Source organism: Mycobacterium sp. 2-64 (genome assembly GCF_035918375.1).
Lineage (GTDB): Bacteria > Actinomycetota > Actinomycetes > Mycobacteriales > Mycobacteriaceae > Mycobacterium > Mycobacterium intracellulare.
Map to the genome: position 1 here is coordinate 4,149,769 of NZ_CP142361.1, position 25,202 is coordinate 4,174,970.

General features: G+C 69.9%; 24 protein-coding genes. 8 read left to right on the plus strand and 16 right to left on the minus strand.

What is annotated here, in order from left to right; all coding sequences use genetic code 11:
• The first annotated feature begins 85 nt into the window (after positions 1-85).
• Positions 86-1,258 carry a glycogen synthase gene (glgA, locus tag QGN31_RS19235; RefSeq protein WP_014379458.1) on the plus strand — a complete coding sequence of 391 codons (1,173 nt, stop codon included), beginning with the start codon at positions 86-88 and terminating at the stop codon, positions 1,256-1,258.
• Positions 1,259-1,285: 27 nt separating this feature from the next.
• Here glgA and QGN31_RS19240 read toward each other — a convergent pair whose 3' ends face one another.
• The 7 genes from QGN31_RS19240 to QGN31_RS19270 form a co-directional block, all read right to left on the minus strand.
• Positions 1,286-1,459 (minus strand): DUF3117 domain-containing protein, encoded by a 174-nt coding sequence (locus QGN31_RS19240; protein WP_003878471.1) that lies wholly within the window; start codon positions 1,457-1,459, stop codon positions 1,286-1,288.
• 166 nt (positions 1,460-1,625) lie between these two features.
• Entirely contained in the window at positions 1,626-2,207 is a 582-nt protein-coding gene (locus QGN31_RS19245; protein ID WP_009956315.1) for a DNA-3-methyladenine glycosylase I, read from the minus strand.
• A gap of 2 nt (positions 2,208-2,209) precedes the next feature.
• Positions 2,210-2,563: a DivIVA domain-containing protein gene (locus QGN31_RS19250; protein ID WP_009956316.1), complete on the minus strand. Its 354-nt coding sequence runs from the start codon at positions 2,561-2,563 to the stop codon at positions 2,210-2,212.
• A gap of 59 nt (positions 2,564-2,622) precedes the next feature.
• Complete coding sequence (locus QGN31_RS19255) at positions 2,623-3,621, minus strand: glucosyl-3-phosphoglycerate synthase (protein ID WP_014379457.1); 999 nt, start codon at positions 3,619-3,621, stop codon at positions 2,623-2,625.
• Complete coding sequence (gene folP / locus QGN31_RS19260; protein ID WP_036397383.1) at positions 3,618-4,493, minus strand: dihydropteroate synthase; 876 nt, start codon at positions 4,491-4,493, stop codon at positions 3,618-3,620. The genes QGN31_RS19255 and folP overlap by 4 nt, the downstream gene beginning before the upstream one ends.
• A 127-nt stretch (positions 4,494-4,620) precedes the next feature.
• Positions 4,621-6,399 (minus strand): long-chain-acyl-CoA synthetase FadD6, encoded by a 1,779-nt coding sequence (gene fadD6 / locus QGN31_RS19265; protein ID WP_014941450.1) that lies wholly within the window; start codon positions 6,397-6,399, stop codon positions 4,621-4,623.
• Between the two features lie 75 nt (positions 6,400-6,474).
• Entirely contained in the window at positions 6,475-7,038 is a 564-nt protein-coding gene (locus QGN31_RS19270; RefSeq protein ID WP_020188822.1) for a TIGR00730 family Rossman fold protein, read from the minus strand.
• An 87-nt stretch (positions 7,039-7,125) separates the two neighbouring features.
• Here QGN31_RS19270 and QGN31_RS19275 point away from each other — a divergent pair, with 87 nt between their 5' ends.
• The gene (locus QGN31_RS19275; protein WP_043954571.1) at positions 7,126-9,243 is read left to right on the plus strand and encodes an ATPase AAA; all 2,118 of its coding nucleotides are present in this window, start codon (positions 7,126-7,128) and stop codon (positions 9,241-9,243) included.
• On the opposite strand, the gene dapE is transcribed toward QGN31_RS19275, so the two are convergent.
• From dapE to QGN31_RS19290, 3 genes are all read right to left on the minus strand, one after another.
• Entirely contained in the window at positions 9,240-10,304 is a 1,065-nt protein-coding gene (gene dapE, locus QGN31_RS19280; protein WP_009956183.1) for a succinyl-diaminopimelate desuccinylase, read from the minus strand. The two genes, QGN31_RS19275 and dapE, sit on opposite strands and share 4 nt — an antisense overlap.
• A gap of 105 nt (positions 10,305-10,409) precedes the next feature.
• Entirely contained in the window at positions 10,410-11,570 is a 1,161-nt protein-coding gene (locus QGN31_RS19285; RefSeq protein WP_020415601.1) for a PPE family protein, read from the minus strand.
• 37 nt (positions 11,571-11,607) lie between these two features.
• Positions 11,608-12,420: a PPE family protein, SVP subgroup gene (locus QGN31_RS19290; protein ID WP_014379453.1), complete on the minus strand. Its 813-nt coding sequence runs from the start codon at positions 12,418-12,420 to the stop codon at positions 11,608-11,610.
• 308 nt (positions 12,421-12,728) lie between these two features.
• Between QGN31_RS19290 and dapD the strand changes: the two genes are divergently transcribed.
• A complete protein-coding gene (gene dapD, locus QGN31_RS19295; RefSeq protein ID WP_085978334.1) occupies positions 12,729-13,682 on the plus strand; it encodes a 2,3,4,5-tetrahydropyridine-2,6-dicarboxylate N-succinyltransferase in 954 nt (317 codons plus the stop codon).
• Here dapD and QGN31_RS19300 read toward each other — a convergent pair.
• From QGN31_RS19300 to QGN31_RS19315, 4 genes are all read right to left on the minus strand, one after another.
• Positions 13,679-14,944, minus strand: coding sequence for an MFS transporter (locus tag QGN31_RS19300; RefSeq protein WP_014941446.1), 1,266 nt, complete (start codon positions 14,942-14,944; stop codon positions 13,679-13,681). The genes dapD and QGN31_RS19300 overlap by 4 nt on opposite strands.
• A 163-nt stretch (positions 14,945-15,107) precedes the next feature.
• On the minus strand, positions 15,108-16,532 hold the full coding sequence (locus QGN31_RS19305) for an acyl-CoA synthetase (RefSeq protein ID WP_014941445.1): 1,425 nt from the start codon (positions 16,530-16,532) through the stop codon (positions 15,108-15,110).
• A 29-nt stretch (positions 16,533-16,561) separates the two neighbouring features.
• A complete protein-coding gene (locus tag QGN31_RS19310; protein WP_014379451.1) occupies positions 16,562-17,470 on the minus strand; it encodes an alpha/beta fold hydrolase in 909 nt (302 codons plus the stop codon).
• Positions 17,471-17,602: 132 nt separating this feature from the next.
• Complete coding sequence (locus QGN31_RS19315; protein WP_014941444.1) at positions 17,603-19,063, minus strand: aldehyde dehydrogenase family protein; 1,461 nt, start codon at positions 19,061-19,063, stop codon at positions 17,603-17,605.
• A 198-nt stretch (positions 19,064-19,261) separates the two neighbouring features.
• Between QGN31_RS19315 and QGN31_RS19320 the strand changes: the two genes are divergently transcribed.
• From QGN31_RS19320 to QGN31_RS19340, 5 genes are read left to right on the plus strand one after another with little or no spacing between them, the layout of a single operon-like run.
• On the plus strand, positions 19,262-19,807 hold the full coding sequence (locus tag QGN31_RS19320) for an FAS1-like dehydratase domain-containing protein (protein WP_009957215.1): 546 nt from the start codon (positions 19,262-19,264) through the stop codon (positions 19,805-19,807).
• Entirely contained in the window at positions 19,807-20,247 is a 441-nt protein-coding gene (locus QGN31_RS19325) for a Zn-ribbon domain-containing OB-fold protein (RefSeq protein WP_014384056.1), read from the plus strand. The genes QGN31_RS19320 and QGN31_RS19325 overlap by 1 nt, the downstream gene beginning before the upstream one ends.
• A complete protein-coding gene (locus tag QGN31_RS19330) occupies positions 20,244-20,693 on the plus strand; it encodes a MaoC family dehydratase (RefSeq protein ID WP_014384055.1) in 450 nt (149 codons plus the stop codon). The genes QGN31_RS19325 and QGN31_RS19330 overlap by 4 nt, the downstream gene beginning before the upstream one ends.
• A complete protein-coding gene (locus QGN31_RS19335) occupies positions 20,690-21,859 on the plus strand; it encodes a lipid-transfer protein (RefSeq protein ID WP_014384054.1) in 1,170 nt (389 codons plus the stop codon). Before QGN31_RS19330 ends, QGN31_RS19335 begins: the two co-directional genes overlap by 4 nt.
• 15 nt (positions 21,860-21,874) lie before the next feature.
• Positions 21,875-22,486: a TetR/AcrR family transcriptional regulator gene (locus QGN31_RS19340; protein WP_009957220.1), complete on the plus strand. Its 612-nt coding sequence runs from the start codon at positions 21,875-21,877 to the stop codon at positions 22,484-22,486.
• A gap of 116 nt (positions 22,487-22,602) precedes the next feature.
• Here the strand turns inward: QGN31_RS19340 and QGN31_RS19345 are convergent, their stop codons facing one another.
• A complete protein-coding gene (locus QGN31_RS19345; protein WP_014384053.1) occupies positions 22,603-23,562 on the minus strand; it encodes a proline dehydrogenase family protein in 960 nt (319 codons plus the stop codon).
• Positions 23,562-25,193, minus strand: a complete 1,632-nt coding sequence (gene pruA, locus QGN31_RS19350; protein ID WP_043955628.1) for an L-glutamate gamma-semialdehyde dehydrogenase — start codon at positions 25,191-25,193, stop codon at positions 23,562-23,564. Before pruA ends, QGN31_RS19345 begins: the two co-directional genes overlap by 1 nt.
• Positions 25,194-25,202 lie beyond the last annotated feature (9 nt).

Sequence of the window (25,202 nt, forward strand, 5' to 3'; positions counted from 1 at the left end):
GTCTGTCAAGGTATTTGGCTGCGCGGGCGCACCGAGGGTGCCGCCCGGCTCGCGGCCCTCCCCGTCGCGGAACTACCGTGCGGGTATGCGGGTGGCGATGATGACTCGGGAATACCCCCCAGAGGTCTACGGAGGGGCGGGCGTACACGTCACCGAACTCGTCAGCCAATTGCGCCGGCTGTGCGCGGTGGACGTGCATTGCATGGGGGCACCCCGGCCGGGCGCCCAGGGCGTGCAGGTGCATCAGCCCGACCCGCGGTTGCAGGGCGCCAACGCGGCGATGACGACGCTGTCCGCGGACCTGCTGATGGCCAACGCGGCATCGGCGGCCACCGTGGTGCATTCACACACCTGGTACACCGGCATGGCCGGGCACCTGGCCGCGCTGCTCTATGCCGTCCCGCACGTGTTGACCGCGCATTCGCTCGAGCCGCTGCGCCCGTGGAAGTCCGAACAACTCGGCGGGGGCTACCGGATCTCGACCTGGGTCGAACACACCGCAGTGCTGGCCGCCGACGCGGTGATCGCGGTGAGCTCCGCGATGCGCGAGGACATCCTGCGCGTCTACCCCGCGCTGGATCCCGGGGCCGTGCACGTCATCCGCAACGGTGTCGACACCGACGTGTGGTGCCCGGCGGCCCCATCGCAGGGCGAGTCGATGCTGGCCGCACTGGGTGTCGATCCGGACCGTCCCCTGGTGGTGTTCGTGGGCCGCATCACCCGGCAGAAGGGCGTCGCGCACCTGGTGGCGGCCGCCCACCGGTTCAGCCCGGAGGCGCAGGTGCTGCTGTGCGCCGGGGCGCCCGACACCCCGGAGATCGCCGAGGAGATTCGGGATGCGGTCGCCGGCCTGGCCCGCGGACGCACCGGCGTCTTCTGGATCCGGGAAATGCTTCCCATCGGCGAGTTGCGCGAAATCTTATCGGCCGCAGCGGTTTTCGTGTGCCCGTCGGTGTATGAGCCGTTGGGCATCGTGAATCTGGAGGCGATGGCCTGCGGGGCCGCTGTGGTGGCCTCGGATGTGGGCGGGATCCCGGAGGTGGTCGCCGACGGGGTCACCGGGACTTTGGTGCATTACGACCCCGGCGATGTGGCGGGCTATCGGGCCGGACTGGCCGAGGCGGTCAACGAGCTCGTCGCCGACCGCGCAAAAGCGCAGCGCTACGGCAAGGCGGGACGCCGACGCTGCGTCGAGGAGTTCTCGTGGGCCCACGTCGCCGAGCAGACCCTGGAGATCTATCGGAAGGTGTGTGCGTAGCACCGCCGAATCGTTCGGCGGCAAGCCCTAGCTGGAGCTTGTGACGCCCTTGAGTTCGTCACCGAGGGCAGCGGCTTCGTCGGGCGTCAGCTCGACGACCAGTCGACCTCCACCTTCAAGTGGTACCCGCATCACGATGCCGCGCCCCTCCTTCGTTGCTTCAAGAGGACCGTCTCCGGTCCGGGGCTTCATCGCCGCCATCGAGTGCTCCCTCCAGGTTCGAGCTGGCCCGCCCGCGCGGACCTGGTCGGCACCGAGCACGCCCCGCCAGCGAACTTCAAGCCATGCCCGGCCACGAACTGACTTATCACCCCTCCATTGTTCCCTATCCAGGTCACCGCTCGTACAAAGACCCACAACTGTGTGCTCAGCGGGCGGTCGCGGGCACCCAGCAACCCCGGATATGGTCGTCGACCATGCCGGTTGCCTGCATCAACGCGTAGGCGGTGGTCGGACCGACGAAGCGGAACCCGCGCCGCTTGAGTTCACGGGCCATGGCCTTCGATTCGTCAGTGGCCGAGGGAATTTGGGATGCGTCGGCCGGGCGTGACCGCGGCGACGGCGCAAACGACCACAGCAGCTCCGCCAGGTCCGCCGGAGTACCCAGCTCCGCGGCCGCGCGCGCGTTGGCGATTGTCGCGTCAATCTTGGCGCGGTTGCGCACGATTCCCTGATCGGCCATCAGCCGCCGCACGTCGTCGTCGCCGTACTCGGCGACCGTCGTGATGTCGAACCCGGAGAACGCGCGCCGGAAATTCTCCCGTTTGCGCAGGATGATCAGCCACGACAGGCCGCTCTGAAAGGCCTCCAGGCTCATCCGTTCGAACAGGGCCACCCCGTCGTGCAGCGGGCGACCCCATTCCTGGTCGTGGTAATCGCGGTACATCTCGAAGTCCGGCCCGGGCCGAATGGCCGCCCAGCTGCACCGAACCAGCTCGTCTTCGCTCACATTCAGTCCTGACGATCCTCGCCCTCGCCGGGTTCCGCCGAATCGTCCTCGTGGTCCTGGTCGGCGGCGGGCGCGGCGTGCACCGCGGCCAGCTGGCCGCGCAGGGCCTCCAGCTCGCGGGCGAGGCGGTCCAGCACCCAGTCCACCTCGCTGGTCTTGTATCCACGCAGCGTCTGGGTGAACTTGACGGCGTCGACGTCGGAGCCGGTCACCCCGTAGGCCGGCAGGACGGTCGCCGTCGTCCCCCGGGGCAGGGGCGGCAGCTGCTCGCCGCGACCGAACAACAGGCTGGCCGCGCCGAACAGGACGATCGCCACCAGCACCAGGACCACCAGGTACAGCAACACCAACGCCACGGGATCGATACTGCCCTATGCCGCCGACACGGCGATGCCCAGCGTGACCGCGTCGGCGGCTACCGGGGCCTGATCGCCTGCATCGGCGGCCGGTCCGCCAGTGACACCGGCGAGGTGTGCTGGGTGTAGCCCTCGCCGTCGGGCCCGTGGGCCACGAACTGGGTCAGGCCGACCCCGGAGTCGGGGATCCCGCAGCGCGACAGCAGGGTCGCGATGACCTGGCGGCTCATCGCGCCCAGCTCGGCCAGCGGCCGGTTGCGGTGCTCCCGCACGCCCAGGTTGACCTGGGCGATCGCGTCCAGCCCCAGCCGGTCGAAGGTGTCCACCAGCAGTCCGATCTCCACGCCGTAGCCCGGGGCGAACGGCACCGACGTCAGCAATTCGCGGGTGGCCGCGTATTCGCCACCCAGCGGCTGCAGCACTGCGCCCAGCTCGGGGCGCAGCGCCGCGAGCAACGGCCGGGCCACCAGCTCGGTGACCCGCCCGCCGCCGGTCGCGCCCGCGCTGCCGCCCACGTCGGCGACGTTGAGGGGCCGCCGGTAGAAGCTCTTGACCAGGTGAATCCCGCGGGAGGGTGGGCAGGTGAGCAGGGGGCCGACGAGCCACGGCACGAACATCGGGTGCGGGTTGATCAGGTCGGAGTCGACGAACACCACGATGTCGCCGCGGGTGGCCGCCAGCGACCGCCACAACGCCTCGCCCTTGCCGGGCCGTATCGGCACCTCGGGCAGCGCCTGCTCGCGGCTGACCACGCGGGCGCCGGCGGCGACCGCCCGGATCTCGGTGTCGTCGGTGGAGCCGGAGTCCAACACGATCAGCTCGTCGACCAGCCCATCAACCAGCGGTGAGATGCTGTCGATCACCGACTCGATGGTGTCTTCCTCGTCGAGGGCCGGCAGCACCACCGAGATGGTCCGCCCGGCCTTGGCCGCCTCCAGCTCGGCGACGGTCCAGCTCGGACGGTTCCAGCTGCGGTCGCCCAGCCAGGTGTCCCCCGGCCTCGCGGCGAGCATCCCGTCGCTGGCCAGATCGCCGGCGACCAGGTCCGACATCGTCATGCGAGCCCCCTCACCGTGCGGGTCGGCGGGCGCGTCCCCTGGATCGACGCCACCATTTCCAGCACCCGGCGGGTGGCGGCGACCTCGTGCACGCGAAACATCCGCGCACCGGCGGCCGCGGCCAGCGCGGTGGCCGCCAACGTTCCCTCGAGCCGCTCGGTCAATTCCACACCCAGAGTCTCCCCGACGAAGTCCTTGTTACTCAAAGCCATCAGCACCGGCCACCCGGTATCGACGAGATCGCCGACGTGCCGCAACAGCAGCAGCCCGTGGAAGGTGTTCTTGCCGAAGTCGTGGGTCGGGTCGATCAGTACTCGGTCGCGCGCCACCCCGCACGCGACCGCCCGCTCGGCGGCGGCGGTGACCTGGGCGATCACGTCGTCGACGACGCCGCGCGTGGCGGTTCCGTAGTTCACCCGGAACGGGCGCGTGCGCGGCTGCGCGTTGCCGGTGTGCGAACAGACCAGACCCGCCCCGAACTCCGCGGCCACCTCCGGTAGGGCGGGGTCGACGCCGGCCCAGGTGTCGTTGATCAGGTCCGCCCCGGCCGCGCAGGCCACCTTGGCGACCTCGGAGCGCCAGGTATCGGCGCTGATCACGTGGTCGGGATAGGCGTCGCGCAACCATTCGATGAACGGCACCAGCCGGGCGATCTCGGTGTCGGCGTCGACCTCTTGGCCCGGGCCGGCCTTGACGCCGCCCACGTCGATGACGTCGGCGCCGTCGGCCACGGCCCGGTGCACGGCCGCCCGGGCGGCCTCGTCGCTGAAGGTCGCGCCCCTGTCGTAGAACGAGTCCGGGGTGCGGTTGACGATCGCCATGATCAGCGCGCGATCGGCTGACACGGGACGGCCGCAGAACGACGATTGCACGCGTCTATGGTGCCTGGTCGCCGAACAGCGTGCAGTGCCAGGTCGCGAGCGTGACGGCACTGCGAAATCCGACTCGCCCTCTCGCAGTGTGGTTACGCTCGCGACCGGCCGATCGGCGCTGCCGGCCCTACGGGCGTTTACCCTCGGCCACCTCGTCGGGGTACTCGTCGTAGAACGGCACGTAGCCCTCGTCGCGTCCGGCCAGCACGTAGAGCGGGTCCTCGACGTCGGGGCCGTAGGCCTGCTCGCGCAACTCCACCTTGCGGCTCTTGAAGGTCGTGGTCTGCTCGATCGACTCGACCACCCGCACGAACAGCGGCAGCGCGTAGCCGGGCAGCTGCTCGTAGACGGCGCGGGCCAACGACTGCCCGTCGAACTCGGCGCCGTCGCGCAGCTTGACAGCGGCCATCCCGGCGCGACCGCCGGTGCGCGGCACCTCGACCCCGAAGACCGTGCAGTCCTCGACGGAGTCATCGGATGCCAGTGCGGCCTCGACCTGGGTGGTGGCCACGTTTTCGCCTTTCCAGCGGAACGTGTCGCCCAGCCGGTCGACGAACGCCGCGTGTCCCATGCCCTGCGGGCTCATCACGTCGCCGGTGTTGAACCAGCAGTCGCCCTCACGAAAAGCGTTGCGCACCAACTTTTTTTCGCTGGACTCCGGATCGGTGTAGCCGTCGAACGGCTGCAGCCGGTTGACCGGGCTGAGCAACAGGCCCGGCTTCCCGGCCGGCACCCGGCGCACGCGCCCGTCGTCGCCGCGCAGCGGGGCGCCGGTGTCGGGGTCGTACTCGACGTAGGCCAACGGCATCGGGAAGACACCGGTGGAGCGGGGAACGTTGAAGACGTTGATGAACGCGGCGTTGCCCTCGCTCGAGGCGTAGAACTCGCAGACGCGCGCGATCCCGAACCGTTTCGTGAACTCGTCCCAGATCTCCGGGCGCAGGCCGTTCCCGGCGATCACCCTCACCTTGTGCGCTCGGTCGGTCGGCTTGGCCGGTTGGTTGAGCAGATACCGGCACACCTCGCCGATGTAGATGAACGCCGTCGCATCGTTGGCGATGACCTCGTCCCAGAACTTCGACGCCGAGAACGACTTGCCGAGCGCCAGCGTCGCTCCCGACGTGATCACCGACGACAACGCGACCGTCAGCGCGTTGTTGTGGTACAGCGGCAGGCAGCAGTAGAGGGTGTCCGAGCTCTTGAGCCGCAACCCGATGCCGCCGAACGCCGCGAGCGCCTTCAGCCAGCGCAGGTGCGTCATGACGCTGGCCTTCGGGAAACCGGTTGTGCCCGAGGTGAAGATGTAGAACGCGGTGTCCCGGGCGTGCACGGCCGACGCCGACGCCGGGTTGGTGGCCGGGGCGCTCGCCGCGAACCGTTCGAGGTCTTCGACGGTCAGCGTCTGGGTGCCGCCCGAGCCCCCGCACTCCGCCACGGCGCTGACCAGATCGGTCTCGGCGATGAGCACCTTGGCCTCCAGCAGGCCGAGACTGTGCGCGAGGACCTCGCCGCGCTGGTGGTAGTTGAGCATGCCGGCGACCGCACCGCACTTGACCGCGGCCAGCATGGCCAGCACGGCGTTGGGCGAGTTGCGCAGCATGATGGCGACGACGTCGCCGTGGCCGACGCCGCGCGCGGCCAGCACCGCGGCATACCGGTTGGCCGCCGCGTTGGCGTCGCGGTAGGTCAGTTGCTGGTCGCCGAAGCGCAAAAAGATCCGGTCGCCGTAGCGGGCGGCCCGCTCCTGGAACACCGTGCCGATCGATTTCTTGGACCCCGGCTGGGCCGCCAGCCCGGTCAGCACGCCGCGCGCGATCACCGGCAGGTCGGCCAGCACGGCCGGCACCCGAGATGCGATGTCGGTCAGTTTGACCGCCGTGCGCGCTCCCCCGTCACGATCGGACACGTGATCCCCTCGATTCGTTTGGTAAAAGTCAAGCTCGGCGGACAGCCTAGTAGGGGCTGGGACCGGCCGGCGGGCTCAGCCGGGCGCGCACGCGTCCAGCGCCGCGCCCACCTTGTCGACCAGCACCAATCGGTCCATCGCCACCTGGGAGACGTAACCGCTGTCGAGCAAGCCGCACAACCACGTCCACAGCCCCTCGTAGTGGCCGACGGGGTCCAGCAGCACGATGGGTTTGTCGTGGAGACCGAGGTAGGCCGTGGTCCAGGTGTCGAGCAACTCGTCGAGGGTGCCGATGCCGCCCGGCAGCGCGATGAACGCGTCGGCGCGGTCTTCCATGATCTGCTTGCGCTCGTGCAGGGTGTCGCTGACGATCAGCTCGTCGGCGTCCGCGTCGGCGATCTCGCGGCGCATCAAGACCTGGGGGATGACGCCGACGGTCCGGCCCCCGCGGGCCCGCGCCGCGCTCGCCACCGCGCCCATCGCCGAAACGCGGCCACCGCCCCACACCAGCGTCCAGCCGCGCTCCGCGATGGCCTCGCCGAGTTCTGCAGCGACACCGAGCAATTCGGGATGCTGCGGACCGGACGCGCAGTACACACACACCGCCCACTCGCGGGCTGAATCGCGTTCCCCGGGCATATCCGCCAAAGGTAGACCAATTGCGATCACCGCTCATATGTGGGGCTTTCGCCGTGCCGACGGGCCCGCGCGCCATAAAATCCGGCAGTGCCGATTCGATGGAACGTCCCCCAACATGCGACGGCCTCAGAGCGGCTGGATGCGGCGTTGGCCGCGGGGGGCCGGGGAGCGGCGGTGTTGGGGCCCGACGGCATCGGCAAATCCACCTTGGCCCGCGTGGCCGCCGAGCACTTCGCCGGTCAACATCCCGACACGCTCGTCCGCTGGGTCACCGGCACCCCGACCGAACGCGCGGTGCCCTTCGGGGCCTTCAGCCACCTGGTGCAGATCGCCGACATCGGCAAGCCGGCCGCGCTGCTGCGGGCCGCGCGCGCCTCGCTGGGCGGCGACGACCTGCTGCTCGTCGTCGACGATGCCCAACACCTGGATGTGCTGTCGGCCACGCTGGTCTACCAGCTGGCGCGGGTCGGGACGGCGCGGCTGATCGTGACCGCCCGCGCCGACGCCTCCCCCGATGCGATCGCCGCGCTGTGGAGCGACGGCCTGCTCGACCGGATCGATATTGAGCCGCCCGGCGGGACGACGCCGCCCGCGGAGGTCGACGCCTTCCTCGCCGAGTTGCCCGCGCCGGCCCGGTCGGTGCTGGAGTATCTCGCCGTGTGCGAGCCGCTGTCGCTCGCCGACCTGACCGTCCTGGCCGGCGACGGCGCGGTGGCCGAGGCGGTCAGGTGGGGCGCCGCCGAGACCCGGGTGCGGGGCGGGGCCTCCGAGGACCCCGTCGTCTACACGGCCCACCCGCTGTTCGCCGAGCGGACGCTGGCCGCGCTGGACCCCGACGACGCGCGACAACGGCGCACCGAGCTGGTCACGTTGCTGTCGCAGCGTCCATCCGAGCATCTCAGCGACCGGCTGCGGCTGATGTCGTTGGCGCGAGACAGCGACGCGCGCCAACGGCCCGCCGACGTCGTCGCCGCCGCGCAGCAGGCGCTGAGGCTGGGTGACATGGCGCTGGGCGAGCGGCTGGCCCGCTCGGCGCTCGAGCGCTCCGGCGGGCTGGCCGCGCGGCTCGCGCTCGCGCACGCGCTGGGCTGGCAGGGCCGCGGCCGCGAGGCCGATGCGCTGTTGGCCGACGTCGACTCCGCCGGGTTGACCGAAGCCGCCCTGATGGAGTGGGCGTTGCTGCGGGCGGCGAACCAGTTCTGGATGCTGAGCGAGCCCGAGCGTGCGACGGCGTTCTTACGGACCGTCCGCAATCGCGTCGCAGATGCCGGGCCGCGGACCACGCTGGACGCGCTTAGCGCGACCTTCGCGATGAACGGTGGCAACGTCGGGCACGCGGTCAAGGTCGCCGAGGAGGTGCTGGCCTCGGCGTCGGCCGACGACCAGGCGGTGGCCTGGGCCGGCAGCGCGGCCGCGTTGTGCGCGGCGCGGCAGGGCCGGTTCGGTGACGTCGAGCCGTTGGCGCAGCGCGCCCTGGGCGCCGAACATCCCGGGTTGCTGCGCTTCACCATCGGGCTGGGCCAGACGACCACGTTGTTGATGGCGGGCAGGCTCGACGAGGCCCGCCAATTGGCCCGGCAGTTCACCGATTTCGCCGAACTGCAGCAGCCGGGCCGCGCGATCGGCGAGGTGCTGCTGGCGCATGTGCTGCTTGCCGGCGGCGAATTCGCCTCCGCAGCAGACATTTTGATCCCGGCGACCGCCACTCTGGAGCGCACCGGCTATTCGTGGGGGCCGCTGTCGCTGACGCTGCTGGCCACCGCGCTGTCCCAGCTCGGAGATACCGCTGCCGCGGCAAAAGCGTTGAGCAGGGCCGAATCCCGGCACGGAACCAAGTCGGCGTTGTTCGCCCCCGAGCTCGGGGTGGCGCGCGCGTGGCGGCTGGCGTTGCTGCGCGACTCGCACGGCGCGGTGGCCGCCGCGCGCGAGGCCGCCCGCGCGGCCGAGCGCGGCGGGCAGCGGGCCGTGGCGGTGCGCGTCTGGCACGAGGCCGTGCGGTTGGGCGACAGCCGTGCCGGCGATCCGTTGGCCCGGCTCTGCGACGAGATCGATTGTGTCGTTGGCAGAATCGCGTTGGCCCACGCCCGCGCGCTCACCGCGGGCGATGCCGAGGCGTTGCGGGCGGTGTCGGACGAGCTGACGTCGATCGGGATGCACGCGGCCGCCGCCGACGCCGCCGCGCAGGCTCGGCGCTGCGGCGGCTAGCCGCCCAGGTAGCGGCGCAGCATGTCCACCGCCGCGGTGATGTTGGCGACCGCCACGCGTTCGTCGCGCCGGTGCGCCAAATTCGGGTCGCCGGGGCCGAAGTTGACCGCCGGTATACCCAGCGCGGCGAACCGCGCGACGTCGGTCCAGCCGTACTTGGCCCGCACGTTACCGCCCGCCGCCTCAACCAACGCCTTGGCGGCGGGCTGGGACAGCCCGGGCATCGCCCCGGCCGCGGCGTCGGTCTGTTCGATGTGCACGTCCAGTCCGGCGAGCACGTCGTGCACGTGTTGCAGCGCGTCGGGCACCGACCTGTCCGGGGCAAAGCGGAAGTTGACCGTCACCGCGGCCGCATCGGGAATGACGTTGCCCGCCACCCCGCCGTCGATGCGCACGGCCGACAAGCCCTCGCGGTACGTGCAGCCGTCGATGTCCACGCTGCGTGCCTCGTACGCGGCCAGCCGTTCGAGCACGGCACCCAGTTTGTGAATAGCGTTGTCCCCCAACCAGGATCGCGCCGAGTGGGCGCGGGTCCCGGCGGCGCTGACGACCACGCGCAGGGTGCCCTGGCAACCGGCTTCGATGTAGCCGCCCGTCGGTTCGCCCAGGATGGCCACGTCGGCGGCCAGCCAGTCCGGCAGTTCCCGTTCGATGCGGCCCAAACCGTTTGCCGCCGCGTCGATTTCCTCGCAGTCGTACATCACCACCGTCAGATCGTGCACGGGTTCGGCGACGGTGGCGGCGAGATGGAGGAACACGGCGTCCCCGGATTTCATGTCGGCGGTGCCGCAGCCGTGCAGCTCGCCGCCCTCGTGACGGCTGGGCAGGTTTCCGGCCACCGGGACGGTGTCCAGGTGGCCGGCCAGCAGCACCCGCGACGGCCGCTGGTGTCGGGTTCGCGCCAACACGGCGTTGCCGTTGCGGACGACCTCGAAGCCGGAGGTCTGCGCGCGCAGCGCTGCCTCGACCTCGTCGGCCAGGCGCGCCTCGTTCCTCGATTCGCTGGGGATGTCGACCAGCGCCGCGGTCAGCGCGATCGGATCCCCGCGTAAGTCCAGCACGGTCTCAGGGTAGTGGCGATCGCAAGCGCGGCGGAGCCGGGCGCAGCGGGTCGCCACCATCTAACCCAGTGGCGATCGCAAGCGCGGCGGAGCCGGGCGCAGCGGCTACACGAGCAACCGCGTGGGCATCACCGTCGGCTTGACCCCGTAACGCGGGCCCATGCCGTAGCCGCCGCGCCCGGCCGAGGCCACCGCCGGCATGCCCGTCGCCCACGTCGTGCGCGGCTCTTCAACCGGCGCGGTCCACCCCGAACTCACGGGCGTCGCGGCGGCAGGCGCGGGCGTGGCCGCGGACCACGCGGCGGGCGTCGACAAGCCGCCGACCGGTGATGCCGACGCCATGCTCGCCAGCACCGGCGCGGCGCCGACGCCCGCGGTGCTCGCCGGGGCCGCCGCGCTTACCAACATGCCGCCGCCGACCGCGCCCCCCACCTCGCCGGCCGTGCCGGTGGCCGCCGCCACGTCGAGGGTGTGGTTGTAGAGGATGTTGGACACCATGGTGTTGAACACGTTCCAGGAGACCACGTCGAAACCGGCGTTGCCGACGTTGTTCACCACCGGGTTGCCCAAGAAGCTGTCCAGCCCGCTCAGTGCCGACGGCGGGTCGGCCATCGGGGCCGCCAGTGCCCGAACCGCGTTGGGCGCGTTGGTGACGGTCTGCTGGAGGCCGCTCGTCTGCGCGCCCGTTGCCGCGGCCTGGGAGACGGCCGCGGCCTGCGCCCCCAGCCCGCCCGGGTTGTTCGTCGGCGCCGGCGAGGTCAGGGGGCTCAGCTTGGCCGCGGCCGCCGACGCCGCCGCGTAGCCATACATGGCGGCGGCATCCTGGGACCACATTTCGCCGTACTGCGCCTCGGTGGCCGCGATGGCCGCGGTGTTCTGACCCAAGACGTTCGTCGCGATCAGGGCCGCGAGTTGGGCCCTGTTCGCCGCGATCAGCGGGGGCGGGACCGTCATCGCAAATGCCGCCTCGTAGGCCGCCGCCGACGCCATGGCCTGGGAGGCCGCCTGCTGCAGCTGGGCCGCGGTGGTGTGCATCCACGTGATGTAGGGCTCGACCGCGGTGGCCATCGCGGATGAGGAGGGCCCGATCCACTCCTCGCCGGTCAGGTTAGAGATCGCCGACTGGCTGGCCGAGGCCGTCGTACTCAATTCGTCGGCGAGGCTGCTGAAGGCCGCCGCGGCGGCCATCATCGGCGCGGCCCCCGCCCCGGTGTACATGCGGAGGGAGTTGATCTCGGGGGGAAGTGCTCCAAAGTCGAAAGACATTGCGTCGCTCCTATTCTCGGTTGTGGTTCGTGGGGTGCTAGATGGCTGGCTTGGGCATGACGGTCGGCTTGACCCCGTAGCGCGGCGCGCCGAGGCCATAGCCGCCGCGTCCGCTCGTGGCCATCGACGGCAGGCCGCCCGGCACGGTCGTCACCGGCGCGGCGTGGGGCGCGGCGCTGGTAAAGCCCGCGCCGACCAACTGCGTCGGGGTGGCGTTCACCGACGGGACACCGCCGGCCGCCCAGCTGGGCGGCACCGACAACGCGCCGATCGCGGGCCCGCGGCCCATGCTCGCCAGCACCGGCGCGGCACCGACTGCGGCGGGGGCCGCGGGCGCGGGCGCTGACGCCGAGGTGAGCCCGGGAGTGAAGTTGGGAATCCCCGCGGCGCCGGTGACGGGGGCGAATTGCCCCTCCCCCAGGGTGATGAAGTCCGACGCGGCGGCACCGACGTTCTGGCCCCACCCGATCCCGGTCCCGAGCGTGGTGCTCCCCGCGGGCGGGGGGTCGGCCGCCGCAGTCGGTGAGGCGGCAAGCGGCGACAGCGACGAGGCGGCGGTCGTCACCCGATTCGCGGTTTCGGTCTCGCCATAGGAACCGGCGCTGGTGTCCAGGTTGTTGACCATCGTCTGGTGGATCGCCTTCGCCTGGGCGCTGACCTGCTGATACCAGGCGCCGTAGGCGGAAAACTGCGCGGCCTGCAGCGCGGACACTTCGTCGGCCGCCGCCGGGGCGATGCTCGTGGTGGGCGCCGCGGCGGCGGCGTTTTGGGCGTCCATCGAGGAGCCGAGCGCTTCGAGCATGCTCGCCGCGGCCATCAGCGCCTCGGGGCGTGTGGTGACAAAGGACATGGTGTTCTCCTTCTCTAAACGAGCCGGCCCCTTGCGGACCCGCGCCGGTGGCTCCCCACCAGGCTCAGGACGTGACCAGCCGATCCCCGGGACCGAGGTACCCCGAAACGGCCGAGTTCACGCGGTTGACCTGGTAAGACGGTGGGCCTCGACACCCGCAGCGCAGCGGCTGCGCAGCGAGGGCCTCCGAATCACGTTGCGCGGGCCAGCGTTTCACAGGCGGCGGCGCACTCCGTGTATTTCGCGGCGCCCCGGGTCCGCGTTGCCGTGCAGGGTGGACGGACCTACGCAACCACCCAGGAAGTAACCTGACCGCCGTGACTGGAGCTGCAGGTATCGGGCTGGCAACGCTGGCCGCCGACGGATCGATCCTCGACACATGGTTTCCCGCACCGGAACTGACCGAGTCGGGCACGAGTGCCACGTCGCGACTCGCGCTGTCCGACGTTCCCCCCGAGCTGACCGCATTGATCGGCCGGGACGACGACCGCGGCACCGAGACCGTCGCCGTGCGCACGGTGATCGGCTCGCTCGACGAGGCGGCCGCCGACGCCTACGACGCCTACCTGCGCCTGCATCTGCTGTCGCACCGACTGGTGGCGCCGCACGGGCTGAACGCCGGCGGCTTCTTCGGGGTATTGACGAATGTGGTCTGGACTAATCGCGGGCCCTGCGCCGTCGAGGGGTTCGAGGCCGTGCGGGCCCGGCTGCGCCGCCACGGACCGGTGACGGTCTACGGCGTCGACAAGTTCCCGCGGATGGTCGACTACGTGTTGCCGACCGGGGTGCGCATCGCCGACGCCGACCGGGTGCGGCTCGGCGCCCACCTGGCCCCGGGGACGACGGTGATGCACGAAGGCTTCGTCAACTACAACGCCGGCACGCTGGGAGCGTCGATGGTGGAGGGCCGCATCTCGGCCGGCGTGGTGGTGGGCGACGGCTCCGATGTCGGCGGTGGGGCCTCGATCATGGGCACGCTGTCCGGCGGTGGCACCGAGGTCATTTCGATCGGCAAGCGGTGCCTGCTCGGCGCCAACGCCGGCCTGGGCATCTCACTGGGCGACGACTGCGTCGTGGAAGCCGGCCTCTATGTCACGGCGGGCACCAAGGTCATCACACCCGAGGGCAAACAGATGAAGGCGCGGGAGTTCTCCGGCGGCAATAACCTGTTGTTCCGGCGCAATTCGCTGAGCGGGGCCGTGGAGGTGGTGGCGCGCGGCGGCCAGGGCATCGCCCTCAACGAGGACCTGCACGCCAACTAACCGACGCCGAGCGCCGTGCCGTTGGTTTCGGGCAGCAGATAGGTGCACGCCAGGCTGACCGCCGTGAGGGCGGCCAGCATGAAGCCGATCGCCCAGCTGCCGTATGTCGCCTGCAGGGTCCCGGCGATCAGCGGCGGCGACGCGCTACCGACGATGCCGGCGAGGTTTTGCGCCAGCGCCGTTCCGCTGTAGCGGTAGCGGGTGGCGAACAGTTCGGGGATGAACGCCGCCGTCGGGCCGGAGCCGATCGCCGCGGCCGTGCACATGCCGACGATCGCCACCGCGTACCCCACGGGTTTGCCGGTGTTCAGCAGCGGCATCACCAGAAACGACCACAGCAGACAACAGCTCCACCCGACCAGCATGATGCGGCGGCGCCCGAGCCGGTCGCACAGAGTGGCCGAGACCGCCATGAAGGCCATGCTCGCGACCCCGCACAGCGCGCCGACGAACCAGATGAAGTTGCGCGAATACCCCAGGTGGGAGTGCGCGTACATGGCCAGATAGGTGTGGGCCATGTAGATGAACCCCAACGCGCCGAGGATGCTGCCCGCGGCCAGCGCGATCTCTCGGCGTTGCAGCCGCAGCAGCTCCGCGAGCGGGGTCTTGGGGATCAGCTGCCGCGCCTTCTCCTCCGCGAACACCGGTGTCTCCTCGATGTTCAGGCGCACATACAGCGCGAGCCCGACCAACACCGCGCTGAGCAAAAACGGCACCCGCCATCCCCACTGCAGGAACGCCGCACTGCCCTCGCCGATGGTGAGGTTGACCGCGAGAAAGGTCGCACTGCTCAGCACGGCCGCGATGCCGCCGCCCATCAAGGTGAACACGCCGAATCGGCCGCGCCGGTCGGCCGGGGCGTATTCGGCGCTCAGCAACGCCGACCCCGCCCATTCGCCGCCGACGGCGAACCCTTGCAGCAGCCGAAGCGCGACCAAGATCAGCGGCGCCGCGGCACCGATCACCCCGGAGCTGGGGACCAGGCCGACGCACACCGTTGACACGCCCATGATCAGCAGCGTGGCGACCAGGGTCTTCTTGCGCCCCAGCCGATCCCCGAAGTATCCGAACACGGCCGCGCCGAGGGGCCGGGACAGAAAAGCCGTCGCGAACGTCCCCATCGAGGCGATCGTGGCTCCGGAGGGGCTGAGGTGCGGGAAGAACACCATCGGGAACACCAGTGCCGCCGCGGTGCCATAGATCATGAAGTCGTAGAACTCGATCGCCGAGCCCACGAGGCAGGCGACGGCGATCCGCCGCATCGGCGTGGGCGCGGTTACGACGGTCGCGGCGGCGCCGGCGGGGGGTACGTTCCGTCCTTGCACCGTTACGACGGTACCTGCCGCCGGTCGGACCGCGGGCGTAACGGGACTGCGAAGAATCGAGCCGAAATTTTCGGTGGGGTTGCGCTCGCGCGCAAGGCGCTCAGCCGTCGGACAGCAGCTCCTTTTTGAGGACCTTACCCATGGCGTTGCGGGGCAGCGTGTCGACGACGCGCACCTCGCGTGGCCGCTTGTGCACCGAAAGTTGTTGCGCGACATAATCGATCAGTTCGTCGCCGTTGGCGGATCCGACGATGTAGGCGACGATGCGCTGACCGAGATCCGCGTCGGGCATCCCGACCACCGCGGCCTCCTGCACGCCCGGATGACCGAGCAGCACCGTCTCGATCTCGCCCGCACCGATGCGGTAGCCGCCGGACTTGATCAGGTCGACCGACTCGCGTCCCACGATGCGGTGCATCCCCCCGCCGTCGATGACGGCGACGTCACCGGTGCGGTACCAGCCGTCGGCGTCGAACGCCTCGGCGGTGGCGTCCGGCCGGTTCAGGTAGCCGTCGAACATCATCGGACCGCGAACGTGGAGCTTTCCGACGGTTTCGCCGTCGTGCGGCACCGCGGCGCCGTCGTCGTCGAGCACCCGGGTCTGCACCCCGGCCAGCGGCAGGCCGACCCACCCCGGGCGCCGCTCGCCGTCGGCCCGCGTCGAAATGGTGATCAGCGATTCCGAGGCGCCGTAGCGTTCGACGGGCTGGTGCCCGGTGAGGGCGGCCAACCGGTCGAACACCGGAACCGGCAGCGGTGCGCTTCCGGAGACCAGCAGCCGCGCCGGGCCCAGCGCCCGGGCGGCCGCCTCGTCGGCGCCGACCCGCGACCACACGGTGGGCACGCCGAAAAACAGCGTGCCGCCGAAGTCGGTGCGGGCCTGGGCGTAGCCCTCCGGCGTCGGCTTCCCGGTGTGGATGAAACGATTCCCGACCCGCAACGAGCCGAGCAGGCCCAGCACCAGGCCGTGCACGTGAAAGAGCGGCAAGCCGTGCACCAGGACGTCGTCGGGTGTCCATTGCCAGGCTTGCGCCAGCGCGTCGAGGTCGGCGGCGATCGCGCGCCGGCTCAGCACCACCCCTTTGGGCAACCCGGTGGTGCCCGAGGTGTAGATGATCATCGCGGTGGCGTCCGGCGAGGGCTCGGGATAGCGGTGCCAGGAGCGGGCGTGCAGCCGCACCGGGATGTGCGGCAGCCCCTCGGGCGCCGAGTCTTTTGGGGGCGCTGCCCCAAGCCAGGCCTGGGCTCCCGAGTCCGTGAGCATGTGGCGGCGTTCGGCGGCGCCGACGTCGGCGGGCACCGGGACGAAGGGCACACCCGCGATCAGGCAGCCGGTGACGGCCAGCACCGTCGCGGCGGTCGGGGCGGCCAGGATGGCGACGCGGCCCGCGCCGCCCACCCGTTCGGCCACCGACGTCGCGGCTCCGGCGAGGTCGCTGCGGCTGAGCACGGTGCCGTCGATGCGCACCGCGTCGGCGACATCGGTGGCGGTCAGGACCGAGGGATCAAGGGACGCCAGCAGCACGTCAGCAGGCTACCCGGCGCCGGACGAGGTCAGCCCCGCTCGTCCCAGATCTTCATCAGGGTGGACAGGATCTCCTCGCCGCGCCCCAGCCCGCCGAGGTGGCTTTCGCCCGGGAGCACGATCAGCTCGCAGTCGGGCAGCCTGGCCACGACGTGCTCGCCGTGGGCGAACGGCACGATGTGGTCGCTGTCGCCGTGCCACCAGCGCACCGGGACCTTGACCTCGTCGAGCCGGAATCCCCAGTCCCGGGTGAACAGGATGATGTCGTTGAACGGGGCCGCCAGCTGCTTGCGGCTGCCGTTGAGCAGGTCGTCGAGGAACATGGCCCCGAACTCGGGCCGGGTCAGCAGGCGCCGGTCGCCCTCGGGCGATATCGCGGCATACAAAAACAGCGCGGGGTTCGCGACCGGGCGGATCGCCCGGACCACCAGGCTCGCACCGATCCGCAGCGGGTCACCGCCCAGCCGCAGCAGCGGCGCCACCCGCTTGCCCAGATTCATCAGGCCGCTGGTGATCCCCTCGTCGCCGAGGAAGGGCGCGACGCCGCCGAGGATGCCGGCGGCGACGACGCGATCGGACAACACCGCGCCCGAGGCGAGCGCGTACGGACCGCCGCCGGACAGGCCGATGACGGCCATCTTGTCGATGCCGAGCGTGTCCGCGATGGTCCGCAGGTCCTCGGCGAACGCGCGAATGTTCTCGTACCGATGTGGTGTCGACGAGCCGATCCCGGGACGGTCCAGGCCGATCAGCCGGATCTTGTGGTTCTCGGCGTACAGGCGGGCCTCGGTGGGGATCTGGCGGCGCGCGCCGGGGGTGCCGTGCAGCCAGAAGACCGCGCGGCCCTGCGGATCACCGAATTCGGCGAAGCCGATCTGGCGGTCTTCGCCGACGGCGACGTTTCCTTCGAGTTTGGGGCGGGCGATCTCGATGGCCATGTCAGCAGCTTGGCATGGGACGCACGGTTTACCAAAGGTGGACCGGGCCGGCGCCCGGCGGGCTCGACGTTAAGGCATCATGTCGGCGTCGGATGTGCCTCTGGCGCAGGGCATTTCGTGGAACGGAGCCCGTCACGCGGGGACGCCGATGGCCATCGGCTCCATGTACTGGTGTAGCCCGCCGATGCCGCCGCCCTCGCGGCCCAGCCCGCTGAGTTTGAAGCCGCCGAACGGCGCGCCGCCCGGGCCGCAGCCGTTGACCGCGATCTGTCCGGTGCGGATGCGGCGTGCGACGCCGACGGCGCGGTCGACGTCGCCGCCCCACACCGCCCCGGCGAGGCCGTATTGCGAATTGTTCGCGATGGCGACGGCGTCGTCGTCGTCGCGGTAGCGCAGCACCGTCAACACCGGACCGAACACTTCCTCTTGCGCGATGGTCGAATTCGGCTCGACATCGGACAGAATCGTCGGTTCGAAGTAGAACCCGGCCTCCAAGCCGGCCGGACGGCCGCCGCCGGTCACCAGCTTCGCCCCGTCGTCGAGCGCACCGGCGACGTGGGCCTCGACCCGGTCGCGCTGCGCCGCGCTGATCAGGGGGCCCATCTGAACGTCGGGATCGGTGGGATCGCCCACCTTGACCTCGCGCGCCAGCGCGGCGAGTCGGTCGACGACGTCGTCGTGCAGCGAGTCCGGCAGCAGCAGCCGGCTGTGCAGGATGCAGGCCTGTCCGGCGTGCAGCGAGCAGCAGTCGAACAGCATCTGCTGCAGCATCTCGTCGGTGACCCGCGCGTCGTCCAGGACGATGCTGGCGGACTTGCCGCCGAGCTCGAGCAGGATCCGCTTCATCGTGTCGCCGGCGGCGGACATGACCTGGCGGCCGACCACCGAGCTGCCGGTGAAGCTCACCATGTCGATCCGCGGATCGGTGGTCAGCAACTTGGCCGCCTCGACCCCGGAGGGGGTGACGACGTTGACCACGCCCGGCGGGATATCGGTGTGTTCGTCGATGATCCGCGCGAGCGCCAGCCCGGCCAGCGGGGTCAGCGGCGAGGGCTTGAGCACGACGGTATTGCCTGCGGCCAGAGCATGATTCAGCTTCATCACGTTGAGGCAGTGCGGGAAGTTCCACGGGGTCAACACCGACACGACACCCAGGGGTTCATGGCGCAGCAACGTGGTGCCGGCGCCCATCCCGGTGACCGCTTCGTCCTTCAACTGGGTGGCCAGCTGGGCGGCGTGCATCGACATGAAGCCGGCGCCGTCGATCTGCATGAGACGTTCGTTCGCAACGCAGCCCCACTCCACCTGGGACAGCGCGAAGAAGTCATCGGCGTGTTTGCTCAGCGCCTCACCCAACTGGTTGAGGCACCCGGCGCGCTCCTCGGCGCTCATGGTGCGCCAGGGTCCGCTGTCGAACGCGCGGCGCGCGGCGGCGATCGCCTCACCGACCTGGGCGATGCTGGCGTCGGGCGCGGTGGCGATCACGTCCTCGGTGGACGGAGAGATGTCGTCATAGCGGCCGTCCTGCGGCTCGACCCAGTCGCCGTCGATGTAGAGCGGATAGGACTGAACAAGGGCGGGCGAATCGGCCATGTGCTTCCTCCGGTCATCTGATCACTTGGTGTACCCGTCCCAGCGGCCGCCGTCAATCGTCATTTGCATGAATTCCGGAGCTCCTCGCGCACTTTGCTGTTGTATTGACACCATGCGACGGCGCAGAGTACACACAACTCGCGAGACAGATCGCATCAATCTGTCGGATCAAGGTGTTCTGCGAGAGGGGCTTGCTACGTGACCGACCCAGAATCCGTCAGCGCCAAGGTGCGGGCCCTCGTCGGGCAGCCGACCGGCGGCACCGGGAAGCCCTCGGTGGCGCCGGACCCGGTGAACCAGCCGATGATCCGGCACTGGGCGTACGCGATGGCCGACATGAACCCGGTGTACCTCGACCCGGAGTTCGCGGCCTCGTCCCGGTTCGGCGGCATCGTGTCGCCACCGGTGATGCTGCAGACGTGGACGATGCCATCGCCGATACTGGAGGGAATCGGCGAACGGGGCGGGGCGCCGATCGAGATCAAAAGCAACCCAACGGAATTCCTCGACGAGGCCGGCTACACCAGCACAGTGGCGACCAATTCGGAGTTCGAGATCGAACGTTACCCTCGGCTGGGCGATGTGATCAGCGCGACGACGGTCTACGAATCGGTCTCCGACGAGAAGAAGACGGCGCTGGGCACCGGTTTCTTCCTGACGTGGCTGACCACCTACACCGACCAGAACGGCGAAGTGTTGGGGCGGCAGCGATTCCGGGTGCTGCGATTCAGGCCGGCGAACTGATGGCGGCCCGTCTGGCGCCGGCGGTCACCCCGGACACCGAATTCTTCTGGAATGGATTGCGGGAGAACAAGCTCCTGATTCAGCGATGCGGTGGCTGCGGGGAGCTCCGGCACCCGCCCCGGCCAATGTGCCCGCACTGCCGTTCTCTCGAGTGGGACACGATCGAGGCCTCCGGCCTCGGCACGGTGTACAGCTACGTGATGCCACACGAACCCAAGTTTCCGTTCTTCGACTATCCCTACGTCGTCGCGCTGGTGGAACTCGAGGAGGGGGTGCGGCTGGTGTCCAACCTGACCGGCATCGATCCCCCCGACGTGACAACCGGATTGGCGGTACAGGTCTACTACCAGACGTTCGACGACGGCCTCGTGTTGCATCAATTCCGGCCCCGCGGTCGGTCAGCGCGCCTTGACGCAATCGATTCGGAAGGACAGGCATGACGACCACCGCGAACCGCACTTTGCAGTGGCGGGACATTTCGGTCGGTGACGAGGTCACGCCCCTGGAAATCCCGATCACCACCACGATGATCGTTGCCGGCGCGATCGCCACCCGTGACTTCATGCCCGTGCATCACGACCGTGACTACGCCAAGCAGCAGGGTTCGCCGAACTTGTTCATGAACATCCTGACCACCAACGGCTATTGCGTACGCTTCCTCACCGATTGGGCGGGGCCCGAGGCGATGGTCAAGAACCTGTCGATTCGCCTGGGCGTGCCGTGCTTTCCGGACGATCCACTGCGGTTCACCGGCAGCGTCACCGGAAAGCGTGAAGGCTCGGGGGGCGAGAACTTCGTCGAGGTGACCTTCGCGGGGGCCAACAGCCTGGGCGACCACGTCTCCGGCACCGCGGTGCTCAGCCTGCTCGACGGGCTGGGCGCATGAGCCGGACGCTGCCGGGCGCGGCGGCCATCGTGGGGATCGGTCAGACGGAGTTCTCCAAGGAATCCGGGCGCAGCGAACTGCAATTGGCGTGCGAGGCGGTCAGCGCCGCACTGGATGACGCCGGCCTGACGCCCGGCGACGTCGACGGCATGGTCACGTTCACCATGGATTCCAGCGACGAGATCGACATCGCCCGCAACGTGGGCATCGGCGATCTGAGCTTCTTCTCCCGCGTGCACCACGGCGGGGGCGCCGCCGCCGGCACCGTGGTGCACGCGGCGATGGCGGTCGCCACGGGCGTGGCCGATGTGGTGGTGTGCTGGCGTGCCTTCAACGAACGTTCCGGGTTCCGGTTCGGCGGCAGTGGGCGCAGCATGGCCGAAACCCCGTTGTTCATGGCGCATTACGCGCCGTTCGGGCTGCTCACTCCCGCGGCCTGGGTCGCGATGCACGCCCAGCGGTACATGTCGACGTACGGCGTCACCAACGAGGACTTCGGCCGGATCGCCGTCGTCGACCGAAAGCATGCGGCGACAAACCCCGACGCCTGGTTCTACGAGCGTCCGATCACGTTGGAAGATCATCAGAATTCGCGCTGGATCGTCGAACCTGTGCTGCGGTTGCTGGACTGCTGCCAGGAGAGCGACGGCGGTGTCGCGCTCGTCGTCACCAGCGCCGAACGCGCCCGCGACCTACGGCAGCCCCCGGCGGTCATCACCGCGGCCGCGCAGGGCGCGGCCTACAACGGCGAGATGATGACGAGCTACTACCGCGACGACATCACCGGTCTGCCCGAGATGGGGGTGGTGGCCCGCCAGCTGTGGCGCGATTCGGGTCTCAAGCCGCAAGACATCCAAACCGCCTTCATCTACGACCATTTCACGCCGTTCGTGTTCACCCAGCTCGAGGAACTGGGCTTCTGCGGGCGCGGCGAGGCCAAGGACTTCGCCACCGTCGAGCGACTGTCGTTGGGCGGCGATCTTCCGATCAACACCAACGGCGGCCTGTTGGGTGAGGCGTACATCCACGGGATGAACGGGATCACCGAGGGGGTGCGCCAGGTCCGCGGCACCTCGCACAACCAGGTCGACAACGTCGAGCACGTTCTGGTCACCTCCGGAACCGGCGTGCCCACCAGTGGGCTGATCCTCGCGCCGGCGGGTTGAGGGGGCATCGGTCTTGTGACGACTCAACCGGCCCAGGCCGCAGACACCCGCGAGCTCATCGTCGAATCGGCGTTCACGTGTTTCGGCAAGCAGGGATTGGACAAGGCGACGATCGTCGACATCGCCAAGCAAGCGAGGGTATCCCGCAGCACCATCTATGAATACTTCAGCGACAAGGCCGCGATTGTCGAGGCGTGCGCCGAGCACGCGTCGCAGCAGTTCTACCGCGAGATGACCAAGGCGATGAGCCGCGGCAGCACGCTGGAGGACAAGCTCAGTCGCGCAGCGGTATTCGTCACTCAGGCGCGGCGGACCATTGCCTCCGAGAAGTATTTTGACGAGGAGGCGATCAGCCTGTTGTTGACCAAGGACGCCCGCGTGCTGCTGCGCGAATGCGTCGAGTTCTTCGCCCCGTACCTGTCGGCCGCCAGGCTCACGGGTGAGGTGCGCAAGGATCTCGACGTCGAGGCGGCCGGCGAGTGGTTCGCACGGATCCTGTTCTCGCTCTTCAGCACTCCGTCGTCGACCCTGGACATGGACGATCCCGACGTGGCGGCGGAGTTCGTGCGCGCCCATGTGGTGCGCGGCTTCGCCAGCGACCGGCCGCGGCCCCGCCGCGCTCAGTGACAGGGCTTTGCGTGTGAATCGTCGGCTTTGCGTGTGGATCCTCGGCGGGGATCATCGGCGTGTCGCCGCCGTACGCTCACACTCGAAGCCGTGAGCGCACACTCAACGCGACCGGCTCAGCGCCCGACCAAAGCCCGCAAGAAGAACGTCAGGTTGGCGGGCCGCTCAGCCAGTCGCCGCATGAAGTACCCGTACCACTGCGTGCCGAACGGCAGATACACGCGCACGTGGTTACCGGCCCCGGTGAGGCGGCGCTGCTCGTCGTCGCGGATGCCGTACAGCATCTGGTATTCGAATTCGCCGGCGCCACGGCCCGATTCGCGGGCAATGACGCTGGCCGCGTTGATCACAGCCGGGTCGTGGGAGGCCGCCATCGGGTAGCCAGTCCCGGTCATCAGCACCCGCAGGCAGGCCAGGTACGCCTCCGTCACCTCGGCGCGCCCCCGGTACGCCACCGACGCGGGCTCGTCGTAGGCGCCCTTGCAGAGCCGGACCCGGGCCCCGGACGCCGCGAACTCCTCGCAGTCGCCCGGCGTGCGCCGCAGATACGCCTGCAAAGCCACGCCGAGCCAAGCGAACTCGGCCCGCAGATCGCGCACGATGGACAGCGTCGACTCGGTGGTGGTGTGGTTCTCCGCGTCCACCGTCACCCACACACCCGCGCGCCGGGCCGCATCGCAGATCGACCACGCGTTCTCCCGCGCGATCTTGTGCCCGTCGCGCCCCAGCGTCTGTCCCAGCGCGGACAACTTGATCGAGACCTCCAGCGGCCGCACCACGTCGCCCCCGGCATCGAGGTCGCCCAGACCGTCGATCAGCTCCAGGTAGACCTGCACCGCCGCGTCGGCGTCGTCGGTGCTCAGGACGTCCTCGCCCAGATAGTCGACGCTGACGAGCCGGCCCGACGAGCGCAGCGCCGCAACGCCATTCAGCGCGGATCCGATCGTCTCCCCGGGAACGAAGCGGCGCACCACACGACGGGTGACCGGCAACCGCTGGGCGGCACGGCGCACCACGTCGCCTCGTGCCGCCGCCAGGATCGCCGGGCGCAGGGTGCTCGCGAAGACTCCGGGCATCACTCGGCGCCCATGTGCGGGTAGGTGTGCCGGGTGGCGGGGACGAACGTCTCCTTGATGGTGCGGGCCGACGTCCAGCGCAACAGGTTCAGCATCGATCCGGCCTTGTCGTTGGTGCCCGAGCCGCGCGAGCCCCCGAACGGCTGGCGCCCGACGACCGCGCCCGTCGGCTTGTCGTTGATGTAGAAGTTGCCGGCGGCAAACCGCAGCCGGTGCTGGGCCGTCAGCACGGCGTCCCGGTCGTCGGCGATCACCGCGCCGGTCAGCGCGTACCGGGAACCGCGGTCGACGACGTCGAGGATCCTGTCGTAATCGTCGTCGGGATAGACGTGCACCGACAGCAGCGGCCCGAAGTATTCGGTGGAAAACGACTCATCGGTCGGATCATCGGACAGCAAGACGGTGGGGCGTACGAAATAGCCTTCGCGGTCGTCATATTCGCCGCCGACGGCGATGGTCACGTGTGGCGCGCCCTTCGCCCGCTCGATGGCGTCGACGTTCTTGATGAAGGCGCGCCGGTCGATCAGCGCGCCGCCGAAGTTGGCGAGATCGGTGACGTCGCCGTAGCGCAGCGCGGCCGTCTCCCCCAAAAAGTCGTCACCCATGCGGCGCCACACCGACTGCGGGATGAAGGCCCGCGATGCCGCCGAGCATTTCTGCCCCTGGTAGTCGAAGGCCCCGCGAATCAGGGCCGTGCACAACACATCCGGGCGCGCGGACGCGTGCGCGACCACGAAGTCCTTGCCGCCGGTCTCGCCGACCAGGCGCGGATAGCTGTGGTAGTGACCGATATTCGTGCCGACCTGATACCACAGCCGCTGGAAGGTGGCCGTCGAACCGGTGAAGTGAATGCCGGCCAGCCGCCGATCGGCCAGCGCCACATCGGAAACCGCGAAGCCGTCGCCGGCCACCAGATTGATCACCCCGGGCGGCAGGCCGGCGGCCTCGAGCAGCTGCATGGTCAGATAGGCCGACAACGTCTGGGTGATCGAGGGTTTCCAGATCACGGTGTTACCCATCAGCGCCGGGGCGGTCGGCAGGTTGCCGGCGATGGAGGTGAAGTTGAACGGCGTGATCGCGTACACGAAGCCGTCGAGCGGGCGGTACTCGCTGCGGTTCCACTCCCCCGGCCCGCTGATCGGTTGCTGCGCCAGAATCTGTTGCGCGAACGCCACGTTGAAGCGCCAGAAGTCGATCTGCTCGCACGGCGAGTCGATCTCGGCCTGATAGGCGGACTTGGATTGGCCGAGCATCGTCGCGGCGGCGATTTTCTCCCGCCACGGCCCGGCCAGCAGGTCGGCGGCGCGCAGGAACACCGCCGCCCGCTCGTCGAACGGCATTGCCGCCCAGCCGCTTTTGGCGGCCATTGCGGCGTCGATCGCCGCCGTCGCGTCGGCGTGCACGGCGTTGGTCAGGGTGCCCAGCTTCGCGGCGTGCCGGTGCGGCTGGACGACATCGAGGCGCTCACCCTCGCCCATCCGGTGATCGCCGCCGATGACGTGCGGCAGGTCGATCGGATGCTCGGCGAGCGCGGTCAGTTCGGCGCGCAGCCGGGTGCGTTCCGGGGAACGCGGCGCGTAGTCGTGGACCGGCTCGTTGGCCGGCATCGGGACCTGAGTGACGGCGTCCATGACGCCAGG

What these genes read in the sequence shown, in the direction of transcription:
- QGN31_RS19270 (WP_020188822.1), bottom strand. Translation starts at nt 7,038, where the DNA reads ATGCCCGGGGAACGCGATTCAGCCCGCGAGTGGGCGGTGTGTGTGTAC.
- glgA (WP_014379458.1), top strand. Translation starts at nt 86, where the DNA reads ATGCGGGTGGCGATGATGACTCGGGAATACCCCCCAGAGGTCTACGGA.
- QGN31_RS19315 (WP_014941444.1), bottom strand. Translation starts at nt 19,063, where the DNA reads ATGGCCGATTCGCCCGCCCTTGTTCAGTCCTATCCGCTCTACATCGAC.
- QGN31_RS19300 (WP_014941446.1), bottom strand. Translation starts at nt 14,944, where the DNA reads ATGCGGCGGATCGCCGTCGCCTGCCTCGTGGGCTCGGCGATCGAGTTC.
- pruA (WP_043955628.1), bottom strand. Translation starts at nt 25,193, where the DNA reads ATGGACGCCGTCACTCAGGTCCCGATGCCGGCCAACGAGCCGGTCCAC.
- QGN31_RS19310 (WP_014379451.1), bottom strand. Translation starts at nt 17,470, where the DNA reads ATGGCCATCGAGATCGCCCGCCCCAAACTCGAAGGAAACGTCGCCGTC.
- QGN31_RS19290 (WP_014379453.1), bottom strand. Translation starts at nt 12,420, where the DNA reads ATGTCCTTTGTCACCACACGCCCCGAGGCGCTGATGGCCGCGGCGAGC.
- QGN31_RS19240 (WP_003878471.1), bottom strand. Translation starts at nt 1,459, where the DNA reads ATGGCGGCGATGAAGCCCCGGACCGGAGACGGTCCTCTTGAAGCAACG.
- QGN31_RS19335 (WP_014384054.1), top strand. Translation starts at nt 20,690, where the DNA reads ATGAGCCGGACGCTGCCGGGCGCGGCGGCCATCGTGGGGATCGGTCAG.
- QGN31_RS19345 (WP_014384053.1), bottom strand. Translation starts at nt 23,562, where the DNA reads ATGCCCGGAGTCTTCGCGAGCACCCTGCGCCCGGCGATCCTGGCGGCG.
- QGN31_RS19325 (WP_014384056.1), top strand. Translation starts at nt 19,807, where the DNA reads ATGGCGGCCCGTCTGGCGCCGGCGGTCACCCCGGACACCGAATTCTTC.
- QGN31_RS19330 (WP_014384055.1), top strand. Translation starts at nt 20,244, where the DNA reads ATGACGACCACCGCGAACCGCACTTTGCAGTGGCGGGACATTTCGGTC.
- QGN31_RS19285 (WP_020415601.1), bottom strand. Translation starts at nt 11,570, where the DNA reads ATGTCTTTCGACTTTGGAGCACTTCCCCCCGAGATCAACTCCCTCCGC.
- QGN31_RS19255 (WP_014379457.1), bottom strand. Translation starts at nt 3,621, where the DNA reads ATGACGATGTCGGACCTGGTCGCCGGCGATCTGGCCAGCGACGGGATG.